The organism is Photobacterium sanguinicancri (assembly GCF_024346675.1).
GTDB lineage: Bacteria > Pseudomonadota > Gammaproteobacteria > Enterobacterales > Vibrionaceae > Photobacterium > Photobacterium sanguinicancri.
The window spans coordinates 3,063,986-3,078,315 of record NZ_AP024850.1 but is presented as its reverse complement, the minus strand read 5'-3'; the positions used below and the strand labels follow the sequence as shown (position 1 = coordinate 3,078,315).

The following is a 14,330-nucleotide window of genomic DNA, read 5'->3' as shown; positions in this document are numbered from 1 at the left end:
TATGCTGCATGCACTGTCCCTGCGGTTGTTCAACAGGCGGTGAGGTAGTATCACCCTAGCGTGCAAGCGAAATAGCATTTGTTGGCAGGGTATATCTTATTAACTTAACGGGAGTTTATGCAGAAGTCGACCGCCATTTACTTGCTGAGTGAGGGAATGTGACACATAGTTAAACTCATGCACAATCGACAGGATGCGACTGATGAAGTTAACGCAGCTAAAGCACTGGCTGAAATCGCCGGAACAACCCAAACCGAAATGTATCGTAACAAGTCATGCTGGTATGGCGGATTACTTGATGGAGATTGAGTTTAAGCACCAGTTAGTACCATTAAAAGATGACGCAGATGGCATGCTCACATTTCGGAATATGGAGCAAGTTGGTGAGCTTTTAAAACCTTTAGGGATAGATACTGTAACGCTACGAGTCATTGACCCTTATGATGAATTTTCATCTGATAATCAACTATCTTGTTGTCACCAAGACATGACGATTACTCTGTAATGTCAGAGCGAATGAGCCATGTTTAGATGATGAAATGTTTGGCGAGAATGGCTGCGGTGAAGTGAGTCTTTATATAAAAACCACGAGGGAGTGTTTTTATTGGTTGGCCATTGGCGCCGTACGCTTCCGTTAGTGCTTTATTATTGGCAGCTTTGGGGCGTAATTGCAGTACTTCACCATGTTTAGCCGTAATAAGTTCTACTTGGCCTAATACAATCATGTCCATGAGCTCTTCCCAGTCTTGGCGAAGCTGGTTCTCTTCTTCTTCTGATGGTTGCCATAATAGTGGTGATCCAACATGGCGATCCGCTAGCGGAATATCACGTTCCCCTTCGACGGGCACCCATAATACCTTGGCCAATTTATGTCGAATGTGGCTGTTTTCCCAATTTAAACCATGTAATCCAATCAGTGGTGCGACACAAACAAAGGTCGTTTCCAATGGTCTGCCGTGATAGCCAATAGGAATAGTTTTAAGCTCTATGCCTAACTCGATAAAGTCAGGAACGGGTTTGCTGCCCGCGCTTGCCCCTAAGTGCCACTCAAGTAACTGACCAACCCAACCTTTATCTCGACGCAGATCGGGTGGCGGAATGATCCCTGCTTGGGCTGCAAGTTCCCCGAGTGTTAGGCCAGCTAACGCTTGTGCGCGGCTAAGCAGTTCTTGTTCAGTCTGGGGTGGTAAGGGGGTAGAAATACGCGTCATACTGGGCATCTTCAGAGTTAACATTTTCGGGTGATGTTACGTGAATATTTTATCATAAGTGACGGACGTATTGATGATAAGCGTGGCTGGATCTTTGTGGCGTTATGGTGGTTCTTTGAACGATCCTAATGTTACGAGGCATTTTTTTTGATGAGTGTCGGTGCCATCGATTATTGGTTTTATATTAACTGCATGATACTAAGGTAAAAAATTACGTTATAGAGTTAAGGGGGACGTGTTTTTCACTTTTTTATTTATGACTATAAATGGCATTATCATGATCCGCAGGAAAGATATCCACAGGAGTTTTGCCTAAAAAAAATACAACACTGGCTTCTGGATATATACACAGGGGTTTGTTGGGTTTTTAAACGATATGGCGAGGCTGTTACCACTGCAAAGATTGCCGTAATGTGGATAATTCCACAATTGATGGATCTTTGACCAATCCGTTTTTGATGGTGTTTTAGTCACTTGATGTCTATTCACTGTATAAATAAAACTGCGTTAAGTGTATGTTTTTATTTTTATTTATTATTATTCGTTTGTTTTTTGAACTTGATTGTTTATTGTTGATAAGGTGCTTTATTCACGTAAAGCCTGCTTCTTCACAAATCTATCCACAGAAAAAGTGAATAAATGTGGGTTACCTCTCACTTAGCTGTTTATAAAACAACCTCCATTGTTGAGTTATCCAGAAACTGAGTGCTAAGTAGGAAAAAACAGTTAATAATTCGAATGTTTGTTAACCTTTTGCCCGATCTATGAAAAAATCAGGCGTAATAGAGATTTATAATGAGGTCGTCCAGTGATAGATGGCGATGGATACCGTCCTAATGTCGGGATAGTTATCTGTAATAGCCACGGCCAGGTATTCTGGGCTCGACGATATGGACAACATTCTTGGCAGTTTCCACAAGGTGGCATTGATGAAGGGGAAACCCCAGAACAAGCCATGTACCGAGAATTGTATGAGGAAGTAGGGCTTACCAAAAAGGATGTAAGGATCATAGCCTCCAGCCGCCATTGGCTGCGCTATAAATTGCCTAAACGTCTAGTGCGGTGGGACTCGAAACCCGTTTGTATCGGGCAGAAGCAAAAATGGTTTTTGCTTAGCCTAGAATGCGATGAGTCAAAGGTGAATATGCAGCGTGGGAGCACGCCGGAATTTGATGGTTGGCGATGGGTCAGTTATTGGTATCCGGTGCGTCAGGTGGTGTCTTTTAAGCGCGATGTATACCGACGTGCACTAAAAGAATTTGCCGCAGTGGCGATGCCATTTAAGGAACGTAAAGAGCGTAGAGTGAAGCGTCACAAGGGTCGCCGTTAAGCTTGCAGATGCCCACTCTAAAGTAAGGCGCAAAACAGCTTATGCTGACACAGCTCAGAGAAATTGTAGAAAAAGTTGCCAGTGCTGAAACCCTGATCGATGCGCTCGACCAGTTAGTGATCAGCACCTGCCAGGCAATGAATACCGATTGTTGCTCGGTGTATATCGCTGACTATAAACGTCAGGAATACACCTTGATGGCAACGCAGGGCCTTGTCAAAACCCGACACCATGTTGGCATGGGTTTTGATGAAGGCTTAGTCGGGTTAGTTGGCCGTCGTGCCGAACCTATCAATATCGCCAATGCGCGATCGCATCCCCAATTTAAACACCTACCTGGTACGGGAGAGGAGCACTTTGGTTCTTTCTTTGGTACCCCGATAACGCACCAGCGTAAAGTGTTAGGTGTACTGGTTATTCAGCAAAAAGATCGCCGTGAGTTCGATGAAAGCGAAGAGTCCTTCATGGTGACACTCGCGGCGCAGCTCGCGGTGATCCTTGCCCATGCTAAAGCACAAGGTATGTGGCCAGATCAGCATGATGGTTTGCATTTAATTGGTTCTGCTTCGTCGCAAGGGGTCGCAGTTGCGAAAGCATGGTGGGATGATAACCAGCCACGTTTAGAGCACGTATTACCTGCCTCTTCACTTAATTTAGATAATGAGAAAGAGCGTCTTACGATTGCAATTGATCTGGCGAGTAATGAATTTCGTCGGCTACGTAAACGTTTTGATAGTGAGCTTCATAAAGAAACATTGGCGATTTTTGATCTGTTCAGCCATCTGCTCAATGATCCTATGTTACGTAAAGATCTGTTTGCGAAAGTGGCATCGGGTGATCAAGCTGAGTGGGCAATCCGTCAAGTGGTGGAAGCGTATTCGACTCGTTTCTCTAATATGAAAGATGCGTATCTCAAAGAGCGTGCGCATGATATTCGTGAGCTCGGTCAGCGCCTGTTGTTCTTTTTGCAAAATGAAGATGTCATTGAATATCAGTGGGATGAACCGCGTGTACTGTTAACGCGAGAATTAACTGCTGCAATGTTGGCGACCATTCCTCGCGATAAATTGGCAGGGGTAGTGGCACAAGAAGGTGCAGCGAACTCACATGCTGCAATCTTATCTCGCGCTCTCGGTATTCCTGCGATTATGGGGGTCGATTTTATCCCTGAGAAAATCCATAACTGCCAAGTGGTTGTTGATGGTTATCGCGGGGATTTTTTGGTGAATCCCAATCGCCATGTATTAAAAGAATACCGACGTTTATTACGCGAAGAAAATGAGTTAGACAAAACGGTCGAAAGTGCATTAGCTAATTGTGCGGTTACCAAAGATAACCAGCGTGTTTATGTTCACCTTAATGCAGGTCTGAGTGCCGATACCAGTATTGCTGTAAACCGTGGTGTCGATGGTGTCGGTTTATATCGGACAGAGGTCCCTTTTTTATTGCAGCGCAGTTTCCCTTCTGAGGAAGAACAAACGGCACAATATCGCTCTATTCTGGCGCTATACCCGAATAAACCAGTGGTGATGCGGACCCTTGATATTGGTGGTGATAAGCCTCTACCTTACCTATCCATCGAAGAAGATAATCCTTTCCTCGGTTGGCGTGGTATTCGATTTACCTTGGATCATCCAGAAATCTTTTTGATCCAAGTACGGGCGATGTTAAAAGCCAGTATTGGTTTAGATAATATGGATATTTTGCTACCGATGATCTCTGGGGTAGCTGAATTAGATGAATCGATTATTTTGATTGAACGTGCGTTTGAGGAAGTGAGCAAACATGCGCAGCAACAGGGTAAAGTACTGCATCGTCCTCGCTTAGGGATCATGATCGAAGTGCCTTCAATTTTGTATCAATTGCCGGCGTTGAAAGGCAAAGTAGACTTCATTTCGGTGGGAAGTAATGATTTAACCCAATATTTATTAGCCGTTGATCGGAACAATGCACGGGTTGCCAATGTCTATGATGCATTACACCCTGCAGTTTTACATGCATTGAAGCATATTTTAACGTCTAGTCAGCAACTTGGTATTCCTGTTAGTGTGTGTGGCGAGTTGGCAGGTGATCCTGTTGGTGCGCTGTTGCTGGTGGGCATGGGCTATCGTTCGCTGAGTATGAATACGCGTAACGTAGCCAAAATTAAATATATCCTTCGTCAGATCACGTCTGATGAAATGTCGGCATTGACGCAACAAGTAATGATGTCGTCTTTGGCGACGGATGTTAGAGCGACAACAACTCGTTTCGTCGAAGACAAAGGTCTTGGCGGCTTTATTCGTGCAGGTAAGTAGGGTCAATAAATGGAATCCACGTTATGGCTGTTTGCCATGTGCTTGGTGCTAGGTAGTGTTGTAGGTTTACTCGCTGGCTTGTTAGGAATTGGTGGTGGTTTGCTGGTGGTGCCCGCGTTAGTGTGGTTATTACCGCAGGCTGGTATTGCCAATGACATGGTCATGCACATCGCACTTGCAACGTCATTAGCCAGTATCGTGCTGACATCGGGATCATCTGCGCGTAATCACCTGCGATTAGGTAACGTTGATCTTAAAGTGGTAAAGATGCTGGCGCCAGGTATTGTGCTTGGTGGTTTGGGCGGCAGCATTATAGCTGAACTTGTCCCTGCGGCATTGTTGCCAAAGATTTTTGCGGGGATAGTCCTGTTCCTTGCCTTGCAAATGTTAGCGTCGATTCGTTTTTCGACCCACCAACGCACATTACCTAGCTCGGCGAAATGTATCTGTAGTGGTGGTGTGATTGGTGTTGTGTCAAGCCTTGCCGGTATTGGTGGTGGTTCCCTTACTGTGCCTTATTTAAATTGGCATGGTCTTGAAATGCGCCGTGCGATTGGCAGTGCTTCATTGGCTGGAGCAATTATTGCTGTTGCCGGTATGCTAGGCTTTATTGCAGCTGGTGTGGGAGATGAAGCGCTACCCCCGATGAGTGTGGGTTATGTTTATTTACCCGCTTTAATTGGGATCGTCTCGACATCAATGTTAACAACCCGCTATGGTGCAGCATTGGTAAGTAAAATGCCGACGCCAACGTTAAAGAAAATATTCGCTGTTTTTTTACTTTTTATCAGTTTCAAAATGTTCATCGGTTAATCCCGCTGAATAACACAATGAGATAACTTGAATGAGCCAAGGATTTTTTACATTCCCTAATATCGACCCGATATTAATTGAAATTGGTCCGCTAGCAATTCGCTGGTACGGATTAATGTACCTACTCGGTTTTGTGTTTGCTATGTGGTTAGCCAACCGTCGTGCAGATAAACCGAATAGCGGTTGGACACGCGAGCAAGTTAGCGACTTATTGTTTGCTGGTTTTCTTGGTGTTGTACTTGGCGGGCGTATTGGTTACGTGCTGTTTTATAACTTTGGCTTGTTCTTAGATAATCCTCTTTACCTATTCCAAGTATGGACTGGAGGCATGTCCTTCCATGGTGGTTTACTTGGTGTGATCACGGCAATGTTCTGGTACGCCTATAAGAATGGTCGTACTTTCTTTGGGGTTGCAGACTTTGTCGCGCCACTTGTGCCGTTTGGTTTAGGTGTTGGCCGTTTAGGTAACTTTATTAATGGTGAGCTTTGGGGCCGAGTGAGTGATGTGCCTTGGGCGATTGTCTTCCCAACGGGAGGGCCACTGCCTCGTCACCCTTCACAGCTGTATGAATTCTTCCTTGAAGGTGTTGTGCTGCTGATTATCCTTAATCTCTTTATCCGTAAGCCACGTCCTGCGGGCGCAGCATCAGGCTTGTTCCTATTTGGTTACGGTAGCTTCCGCTTTATTGTGGAGTACTTCCGTGAGCCGGATGCGCAGCTTGGGTTATTTGGCGGTTGGATCAGTATGGGCCAAATATTGTCGTTGCCTATGGTGATCGGTGGGCTGTTAATGATGTTATGGGCGTATAAAATGCAGCCGAAAGGTAAAACTGCATAATCACCCTCTTGAATAGAAGAAAAGAGCAGCTTATTAGAGCTGCTTTTTTTATGGCTGGTTTTCAGGAGAACATGGTATTTCTTCAAAAAACAAACGCGATTTCTGGTAAGATCGGCCACAATTTTTCGAGTAGCCGAAGGTGTTTTCGCATTCTTTTCGGTTTAATGACGAGCGAGTAGAACGATGAAGCAGTATTTAGATCTCTGTCAGCGTATTGTTGACGACGGTGTTTGGATTGAAAACGAACGCACTAACAAACGTTGTTTAACCGTTGTGAATGCTGACTTAACGTTCGATGTCGCCAATAATGAATTTCCACTGATCACCACCCGCAAAAGCTTTTGGAAATCGGCGATTGCAGAGTTATTGGGCTACTTACGTGGATATGATAACGCGGCTGACTTTCGTGCATTAGGGACTAAAACCTGGGACATGAATGCCAATGAAAACCAAGCATGGTTGAATAACCCGCACCGTAAAGGCCATGACGACATGGGTCGAGTATATGGTGTTCAAGGTCGTAGTTGGCAAAAGCCTGATGGTACAACTATCGATCAGCTGCGTAAGATTGTCGATAACCTTTCAAAGGGCATTGATGACCGTGGTGAAATTATGACGTTCTATAACCTAGGTGAATTTGATTTAGGTTGTCTTCGCCCTTGTATGCACACCCACACCTTCTCGCTACTTGGCGATACGCTACATCTCACAAGTTACCAGCGTTCATGCGATGTGCCACTAGGCCTAAACTTCAATCAAATTCAGGTATTCACCTTGCTAGCCTTGATGGCGCAGATCACAGGCTTGAAAGCAGGTAAGGCGTACCACAAAATTGTTAATGCTCACATTTATGAAGATCAATTAGAGCTTATGCGTGATGTTCAACTTCAACGTGAGCCGTTTGCATCACCACAATTAATCATCAACCCTAAAATCAAATCGCTTGAAGATTTAGAAACGTGGGTAACAATGGATGATTTTGAAGTCGTGGGTTATGAGCATCATGAAGCGATTAAATATCCATTTTCTGTATAAAAGCTGAGTGGGCTTGTGTGAGTAAAGCAATGAAAGTTGCAGCTGTACATTAAGAGTCCCCTCAATAGATTCGTTATCAGCTCTAACTAATCATCATTAAAAAAGCCCCGTGAGAATCATCTCACGGGGCTTTTTGTTTGTTATCTAGATTGTAACTGACGAATCAAACTTACGCCGTTAGGCCTAGGATGGTCAGTGGTAGAATACCAAACACTAAACTAATGTAACCAAATACAGCTGCTTTGCTCTTGGTTGCTAGGTCACCTAGGTAGAATGCGCCTTTCAGCGGTAATTCACGTAGGAATGGCACACCAAAGATAAGCACAGTTGCTAGTATGTTGAAAACTAAGTGTACTAATGCAATTTGTAGTGCGAATACTGCGTTATCACCAGAGATAGCGGTTGCTGCTAGTAACGCCGTGATACATGTACCAATGTTTGCACCCAAAGTGAAAGGGTAAACTTCACGTACTTTTAGTACACCAGTACCTACAAGTGGCACCATCAAACTTGTTGTCGTAGAAGACGACTGAACAAGGATAGTAACAACAGTACCTGATGCGATGCCATGTAGCGGACCACGACCAATTGCGCTCTTTAGGATGTCTTTTGCACGGCCAACCATAAGGCTACGCATAAGTTTACCCATTGCCGTAATCGCAATAAAGATAAGCGCAATACCGATAACGATAAGTGCAACACCACCCATGTTACCAAATGTGCTTAATGGGCCTTTTACAAGGTCAACAGCAGGCTGAGTCAGCGGTTTCATGAAGTTTAATCCCTTCATGCTCATGTCGCCTGCATCCAGCAATGGTGATACTAACCACGTTGAAATTTTGTCTAGTATGCCGAACATCATTTCTAACGGTAGGAAGATAGAAACAGCCAATAGGTTAAAGAAGTCATGTACGGTTGCACTTGCAAAGGCACGACGGAATTCTTCTTTACAACGCGCATGGCCTAAACTTACCAAGGTGTTGGTTAACGTTGTACCAATATTGGCACCCATAACCATAGGAATCGCGGTTTCTACAGGTAAACCACCTGCCACTAGACCTACAATGATTGATGTCACCGTGCTTGAAGATTGGATAAGCGCCGTTGCTACTAAGCCAATCATTAAGCCTGCTACAGGGTGAGAGGCAAATTCAAATAAAGTTTTTGCTTGTTCACCAACAGACCATTTAAAGCCGCTGCTGACCATAGATACAGCAACAAGCAGAATGTACAGCATGAACGCTAGGTTAGCCCAGCGGACCCAACGCATAGAGCTGTTTTGTGGCGCAGCAGTAGTGGCTTGGGTATTCATAATCATTTCTCCATGACAATAGGATGTCGTTTGGGTGTCATTTTGTTGAAATCTGCCGCGATGGTAGAGGGCTAATATTTCAGAAATATGACACTTTTAATTACAAGGCACTTTTGTGCTTATTTTATGAGAGATGAGAAAATTCAGCTTTTAATCAGAAGTGGTGGTATAGATGTGTAACAGTATGATTAAAATAGTTTTTTGAGAATGTTTAGTGGTGTTAGGATTTAGGTTTTTATCCTGAATGAATTATTAATATTAGTAATAAAAAATAGGAAAACTCGTATTTGTAGTGGAGGAATATGACAGTTGCGGATTATCTGAAAATTTATTCTGCGGATATTACTTGGTTATGGCTCTAATTATTCGGTATTTACGATGTATTAGCTCTAAACAAACGATTTCTCAGAAAGCTGTATTGCCGATTACACTAACGAAACACAATGTATTTTGTGAAAATTGTTTTTGTTCAAAGGAGTGACGGTCAATGACCGATGCTATTCGTAAATTTTTAAAATTAGAGTCTGCTGGCGGTATTATCCTTATTATCGCAGCAGCTATCGCAATGGTTATTGCGAACTCACCATTACAATCAGTTTACTCAGGTACGCTTCATTCCTATGTTGCTGGCCTATCTGTAGAGCATTGGATCAATGATGGCTTAATGGCTATCTTCTTTATGCTTATCGGATTGGAAGTAAAGCGCGAACTTATTGAAGGTGCGCTGAATACGAAAGAAAAAGCGATTTTCCCTGCATTAGCAGCTGTTGGCGGCATGGTTGCACCAGCGTTAGTGTATGTACTATTTAACTATTCTGATCCTATTGCGATTACAGGCTGGGCGATCCCTGCTGCAACTGATATTGCATTTGCATTGGGTATTATGGCGTTACTGGGTAAACGTGTACCCGTTAGCTTAAAAGTGTTCCTGTTAGCGCTGGCGATTATTGATGACCTTGGTGTTATCGTGATTATCGCTTTGTTCTACAGCAGCGACTTGTCTACTTGGGCATTGGCTGTGGCATTTGCTTCAACAGCGGCACTATTTATCATGAACGCTAAAAATGTCACGAAAGTCTCACTCTACTTAATTGTGGGTGCGATATTGTGGTTCAGCGTCTTGAAATCAGGTGTGCACGCAACACTTGCAGGTGTGGTGTTAGGCTTTGCGATTCCATTAAGTGGTAAAGATGGCCGTTCAGACAAGCACTCACCGCTTAAACACCTAGAGCATGTACTACATCCATACGTTGCTTTCTTGATTCTTCCTCTGTTTGCTTTTGCAAATGCAGGTATTTCTTTGGACGGTGTATCAGTAGAAGGTATGACAGGCATGTTACCTGTTGGTATCGCTCTGGGTCTGTTCATTGGTAAACCACTGGGGATCTTTACTGCAAGTTATGTCGCAGTAAAAAGCGGTGTAGCGATACTACCTGACGGCATTAACTTCAAGCATATTTTTGCAGTGTCGGTGCTGTGTGGTATTGGTTTCACCATGTCGATCTTTATTTCTTCATTGGCTTTTGCTGGTGCGCCAGCAGACTTCAATACTTATTCTCGTTTAGGTATTTTAGTTGGGTCAACGGTAGCGGCAATCGTGGGCTACATTATGCTAGACCGCGTGCTACCTAAATCGGAGGCGTAATATGAAACGTTACCTTCTCACTGCGATGGTGTTCGCGTCGTCAGCTGCTGTAGCTGTACCAGATTATGCGAATTGCACCACGGATAGCGAAACGGAACTTTGTCAGGCTTATTTAGCTGGTGTTAGCCATGGTAAGGCTGCTACGACCACGGTGATGACGGAACAGGATGACTCATTCCGTTCCCGAGCACTGGAGCAACGAGTTGGAGAGCGTTATCGTAAAACCCTTGTCGATGAAAAGAAGTCTGTCCAAGCAACGAACTGAGTAGTTAAGACACAGATTCGCTAAAAACAGCTTCCATTGCTTGAAAAATAACAGATTAAGTTGAAGACCCTAGAGGTGCCGCGTAAGCTGCACGTCTGGGGTTTTTTATTATGGCAATGAAATAACGGATGTCTCATCTTAATTATAACCACCTGTATTACTTCTGGATGGTGTGCAAGCAAGGCTCAGTGACTAAGGCTGCTGATGCGCTTTTTCTCGCACCACAGACGGTGACAGGACAAATTCGTGCGTTAGAAGAACGAATGAAAGGGAAGCTGACAAAGCGTGTTGGGCGTAATATTGAACCAACAGAGCTAGGACAGTTGGTTTTTAAGTATGCCGATAAAATGTTTGATCTTAGTTACGAAATGCTGGATATCGTTAACTATACACAGCGTGAAAATCAGTTGCTGGAAGTTGGCGTAGCCGATGCTTTGTCTAAGCGCTTAGTCAGTAAGGTGTTGTTGGAAGGTATTCCGGAAGATGAGCGTATCCACTTGCGCTGCTATGAGTCCACTCATGAAATGTTGTTAGAGCAACTGTCGCTGCATAAATTGGACATGATTTTGTCTGACTGCCCGGTTGATTCAACCCAAAGCCCAGGCCTTTACAGTAAGAAGCTGGGTGAATCGAGCATGAGTTTTTTCTGCTCTAAGCCAGAAAAAACGCTACATTTCCCAGCCTGTATTGAAGATTATAAATTACTGATCCCTGGTCGCCGTACTGCGATGGGGCGGAAATTACATCAGTGGTTTGATCAGCAAGGGATCACACCAAATATTCTGGGTGAATTTGATGATGCGGCATTGATGAAGGCGTTTGGTGCCTACCATCAGTCGATGTTTGTTGCACCGTCAATTTATGCGGAAGAAATTGAAGAAGCAAACAACATTCGTGAAGTAAAACGGGTGAAAGAAATCAAAGAAGAGTATTACGTCATTTTTGCTGAACGGATGATTATGCACCCTGCGGTGAAAAAGATATGTGAAGCAAACTTTGGTAAGTTGTTTAAATAGCGCTAATTACTACGACTTTTTCATGGATTTTTGCCGTTAACTCACTTAATATTTAAGTATATTAGCGTTAACTTAAATTAGTGGTGAGAATATGGATCTGCAACGAATGGAGCAGAATGCTGGGCAAGCAGTCGTATTACTCAAAGCCATGGCGAACGAAAGGCGTTTATTTATTCTTTGCTACTTGCTAGAAGGGGAAATGTCCGTCGGAATGATGTGTGAGAAGCTCCAATTGAGCCAATCAGCATTATCTCAACACTTAGCATGGCTAAGGCGTGATGGTTTGGTAGAGACGCGAAAAGAGTCACAAACAGTGTACTACCGTTTGAAGAGCGAAGAAGTACGCGCTGTGATTCAATTGCTGCACGATATGTATTGCCATTGAGTTTTTAAATGGCAAATTCTATACACAAAAAAACCGGCTAAGTGCCGGTTTTTTTTATCGCTGTAAAATCTCGACTCTATTAAAGAGCTTTGATTTTAGCCGCTAGGCGAGCTTTGTGACGTGCAGCTTTGTTTTTATGGATTAGGCCTTTAGTAGCCATACGATCCATAACAGGTTGCATTTCAACGAAAGCAGCAGTTGCAGCTTCTTTGTTGCCTGCTTCAATAGCAACGATAACTTTTTTGAAGAAAGTGCGCATCATAGAACGACGGCTAGCGTTGTGCTGGCGACGTTTTTCTGAAGTTAGTGCACGTTTCTTAGCAGATTTGATATTTGCCAAGGGTGTAACTCCCAAATTCTTTGGTACGGTGACAATTTAAGGCCGAGGACTATGCCAACAAAGCGAAAGATTGTCAAATGATTTGTGTAAATAACCGTCAAGCCCATGAAGTTGGCACTTACGGAATAACACGGTTAATATGGCGGCAGATTTTACCAGCATTTCGCCCCGTAAGTCACCTTTCTGGGCTATCTTTTATGAGGTTTTTTTGTGAGTAAGCGTCTTTTACGCTCAGGACTGATAGTTAGCGCCATGACTTTGGTTTCTCGAGTGCTCGGTTTGGTCCGAGATGTCGTGGTTGCAAACTTGATGGGAGCCGGTGCTGCCGCCGATGTTTTCTTCTTTGCGAATAAGATCCCCAACTTCTTACGTCGTCTGTTTGCTGAAGGTGCTTTTTCTCAAGCGTTTGTTCCTGTATTGACTGAATACCACGCCGCCGGTGATATGGATAAAACCCGTCAGCTGATTGCAAAAGCATCAGGGACCTTGGGTGTACTTGTCTCTATTGTGACTTTGGTCGGAGTATTAGGTTCTGGCGTTGTCACGGCATTGTTCGGTGCTGGCTGGTTTATTGATTGGTTAAACGATGGCCCTGCGGCGCCTAAATTTGAATTGGCAAGTTTGCTACTGAAGATTACTTTCCCTTATTTATGGTTTATTACTTTTGTTGCTTTATCGGGCGCCATTCTTAATACCTTAGGTAAGTTTGCGGTTTCCTCTTTTACCCCTGTTTTCTTGAATGTTGCCATTATTGGTTGTGCATGGTTTTTATCACCACAGTTAGCTCAGCCTGAAATCGGCTTGGCTATTGGTGTATTCCTCGGCGGCTTAATTCAATTCTTATTCCAAATTCCTTTTCTTATAAAAGAAGGGGCATTGGTTCGGCCGCAATGGGGCTGGAATGATCCTGGCGTGAAAAAGATTCGCACCTTGATGATCCCAGCTCTGTTTGGTGTGTCTGTTAGCCAAATCAACTTATTGTTCGATACCTTTATTGCCAGCTTCCTAGCAACTGGCTCTATCAGTTGGTTGTATTATTCCGACCGCTTATTAGAGTTTCCGTTGGGTCTGTTTGGTATTGCGATTGCCACCGTTATTCTGCCTGCGTTGTCACGAAAGCATGTGGAAAAAACGTCAGGCCAGTTTGCTAGTACGATGGACTGGGGCGTGCGTATGGTGTTGCTACTCGGGATCCCTGCGATGCTAGGACTAATGGTGTTGGCGAAGCCGATGCTGATGGTGCTTTTTATGCGTGGTGAGTTTTCTCCGAACGATGTACATCAAGCGTCATTGTCTCTACTCGCATACGCGTCGGGCCTATTAAACTTTATGTTGATTAAAGTGCTGGCACCGGGTTATTACGCTCGTCAAGATACTAAAACACCTGTACGTTTTGGTATTATCGCGATGGTTACTAATATGTTCTTTAATGCCATTTTTGCGTATTTTTATGGTTATGTTGGTTTAGCAATGGCGACGGCATTATCGGCACTAGTGAATGCGGCACTGCTTTACCGTGGCCTTCACATGGCAAATGTATACCGTGTGACCAAAACAACCTTATGGTTTGTGGCGCGCTTAGCGGTTGGTGGTGTGGCAATGGTTGCATCGCTATTGTGGTTGATGCCTGCGATGAGCGAGTGGTTAAGCTGGAGCTTAAGCCATCGTGTCATGTGGCTATCGGGATTAATCGCAGTTGGTGCCTCGGTTTACTTGGTAATTGTGATGATTTTAGGCATTCGTCCTCATCATCTTCGCACGGATAGCTGATTGACAGGGCGGAGTAGTATATAATCCGCCAGTTTTTATCATGAATTTTGAAATTTCACTCAGCAAAATAGCA

14 protein-coding genes are annotated in these 14,330 nt (G+C 44.0%); 11 read left to right on the top strand and 3 right to left on the bottom strand.

The window, feature by feature from the left end; all coding sequences use genetic code 11:
• Positions 1–202: 202 nt before the first annotated feature.
• On the top strand, positions 203–505 hold the full coding sequence (locus OCU87_RS14220; protein WP_062691269.1) for a DUF6482 family protein: 303 nt from the start codon (positions 203–205) through the stop codon (positions 503–505).
• 22 nt (positions 506–527) lie between these two features.
• Here the strand turns inward: OCU87_RS14220 and mutH are convergent, their stop codons facing one another.
• A complete protein-coding gene (gene mutH / locus OCU87_RS14215; RefSeq protein WP_062691270.1) occupies positions 528–1,211 on the bottom strand; it encodes a DNA mismatch repair endonuclease MutH in 684 nt (227 codons plus the stop codon).
• 808 nt (positions 1,212–2,019) lie between these two features.
• Between mutH and rppH the strand changes: the two genes are divergently transcribed.
• The 5 genes from rppH to OCU87_RS14190 all read left to right on the top strand — a co-directional run bounded on the left by rppH (position 2,020) and on the right by OCU87_RS14190 (position 7,524).
• Positions 2,020–2,541, top strand: coding sequence for an RNA pyrophosphohydrolase (gene rppH / locus OCU87_RS14210; RefSeq protein WP_062691271.1), 522 nt, complete (start codon positions 2,020–2,022; stop codon positions 2,539–2,541).
• A gap of 41 nt (positions 2,542–2,582) precedes the next feature.
• On the top strand, positions 2,583–4,838 hold the full coding sequence (ptsP, locus tag OCU87_RS14205; protein ID WP_261857430.1) for a phosphoenolpyruvate--protein phosphotransferase: 2,256 nt from the start codon (positions 2,583–2,585) through the stop codon (positions 4,836–4,838).
• Positions 4,839–4,847: 9 nt separating this feature from the next.
• Positions 4,848–5,651, top strand: a complete 804-nt coding sequence (locus OCU87_RS14200) for a sulfite exporter TauE/SafE family protein (protein WP_062691272.1) — start codon at positions 4,848–4,850, stop codon at positions 5,649–5,651.
• Positions 5,652–5,682: 31 nt separating this feature from the next.
• Entirely contained in the window at positions 5,683–6,489 is an 807-nt protein-coding gene (gene lgt, locus OCU87_RS14195) for a prolipoprotein diacylglyceryl transferase (protein ID WP_062691273.1), read from the top strand.
• A gap of 183 nt (positions 6,490–6,672) precedes the next feature.
• Positions 6,673–7,524: a thymidylate synthase gene (locus OCU87_RS14190; RefSeq protein ID WP_261857429.1), complete on the top strand. Its 852-nt coding sequence runs from the start codon at positions 6,673–6,675 to the stop codon at positions 7,522–7,524.
• Positions 7,525–7,693: 169 nt separating this feature from the next.
• On the opposite strand, the gene OCU87_RS14185 is transcribed toward OCU87_RS14190, so the two are convergent.
• Positions 7,694–8,836 carry a Na/Pi symporter gene (locus OCU87_RS14185; RefSeq protein WP_094955739.1) on the bottom strand — a complete coding sequence of 381 codons (1,143 nt, stop codon included), beginning with the start codon at positions 8,834–8,836 and terminating at the stop codon, positions 7,694–7,696.
• A 487-nt stretch (positions 8,837–9,323) separates the two neighbouring features.
• Here OCU87_RS14185 and nhaA point away from each other — a divergent pair, with 487 nt between their 5' ends.
• From nhaA to OCU87_RS14165, 4 genes are all read left to right on the top strand, one after another.
• The gene (gene nhaA / locus OCU87_RS14180) at positions 9,324–10,481 is read left to right on the top strand and encodes a Na+/H+ antiporter NhaA (protein ID WP_261857428.1); all 1,158 of its coding nucleotides are present in this window, start codon (positions 9,324–9,326) and stop codon (positions 10,479–10,481) included.
• A gap of 1 nt (position 10,482) precedes the next feature.
• Positions 10,483–10,746: a hypothetical protein gene (locus tag OCU87_RS14175; protein WP_261857427.1), complete on the top strand. Its 264-nt coding sequence runs from the start codon at positions 10,483–10,485 to the stop codon at positions 10,744–10,746.
• 128 nt (positions 10,747–10,874) lie between these two features.
• Positions 10,875–11,762, top strand: coding sequence for a transcriptional activator NhaR (gene nhaR / locus OCU87_RS14170; protein WP_062691277.1), 888 nt, complete (start codon positions 10,875–10,877; stop codon positions 11,760–11,762).
• Between the two features lie 91 nt (positions 11,763–11,853).
• Positions 11,854–12,147, top strand: a complete 294-nt coding sequence (locus tag OCU87_RS14165; RefSeq protein WP_062691278.1) for an ArsR/SmtB family transcription factor — start codon at positions 11,854–11,856, stop codon at positions 12,145–12,147.
• Between the two features lie 79 nt (positions 12,148–12,226).
• Here OCU87_RS14165 and rpsT read toward each other — a convergent pair whose 3' ends face one another.
• Positions 12,227–12,487, bottom strand: coding sequence for a 30S ribosomal protein S20 (rpsT, locus tag OCU87_RS14160; RefSeq protein WP_062691279.1), 261 nt, complete (start codon positions 12,485–12,487; stop codon positions 12,227–12,229).
• Between the two features lie 210 nt (positions 12,488–12,697).
• On the opposite strand from rpsT, the gene murJ reads away from it, so the two are divergent.
• Positions 12,698–14,257: a murein biosynthesis integral membrane protein MurJ gene (gene murJ / locus OCU87_RS14155; protein ID WP_062691280.1), complete on the top strand. Its 1,560-nt coding sequence runs from the start codon at positions 12,698–12,700 to the stop codon at positions 14,255–14,257.
• Positions 14,258–14,330: the final 73 nt, after the last annotated feature.

Bases quoted from the DNA above. Each gene is read 5' to 3' on its own strand.
- OCU87_RS14220 (WP_062691269.1), top strand. From the start codon at position 203: ATGAAGTTAACGCAGCTAAAGCACTGGCTGAAATCGCCGGAACAACCC.
- mutH (WP_062691270.1), bottom strand. From the start codon at position 1,211: ATGACGCGTATTTCTACCCCCTTACCACCCCAGACTGAACAAGAACTG.
- ptsP (WP_261857430.1), top strand. From the start codon at position 2,583: ATGCTGACACAGCTCAGAGAAATTGTAGAAAAAGTTGCCAGTGCTGAA.
- OCU87_RS14200 (WP_062691272.1), top strand. From the start codon at position 4,848: ATGGAATCCACGTTATGGCTGTTTGCCATGTGCTTGGTGCTAGGTAGT.
- lgt (WP_062691273.1), top strand. From the start codon at position 5,683: ATGAGCCAAGGATTTTTTACATTCCCTAATATCGACCCGATATTAATT.
- OCU87_RS14190 (WP_261857429.1), top strand. From the start codon at position 6,673: ATGAAGCAGTATTTAGATCTCTGTCAGCGTATTGTTGACGACGGTGTT.
- OCU87_RS14185 (WP_094955739.1), bottom strand. From the start codon at position 8,836: ATGAATACCCAAGCCACTACTGCTGCGCCACAAAACAGCTCTATGCGT.
- nhaA (WP_261857428.1), top strand. From the start codon at position 9,324: ATGACCGATGCTATTCGTAAATTTTTAAAATTAGAGTCTGCTGGCGGT.
- OCU87_RS14175 (WP_261857427.1), top strand. From the start codon at position 10,483: ATGAAACGTTACCTTCTCACTGCGATGGTGTTCGCGTCGTCAGCTGCT.
- nhaR (WP_062691277.1), top strand. From the start codon at position 10,875: ATGTCTCATCTTAATTATAACCACCTGTATTACTTCTGGATGGTGTGC.
- OCU87_RS14165 (WP_062691278.1), top strand. From the start codon at position 11,854: ATGGATCTGCAACGAATGGAGCAGAATGCTGGGCAAGCAGTCGTATTA.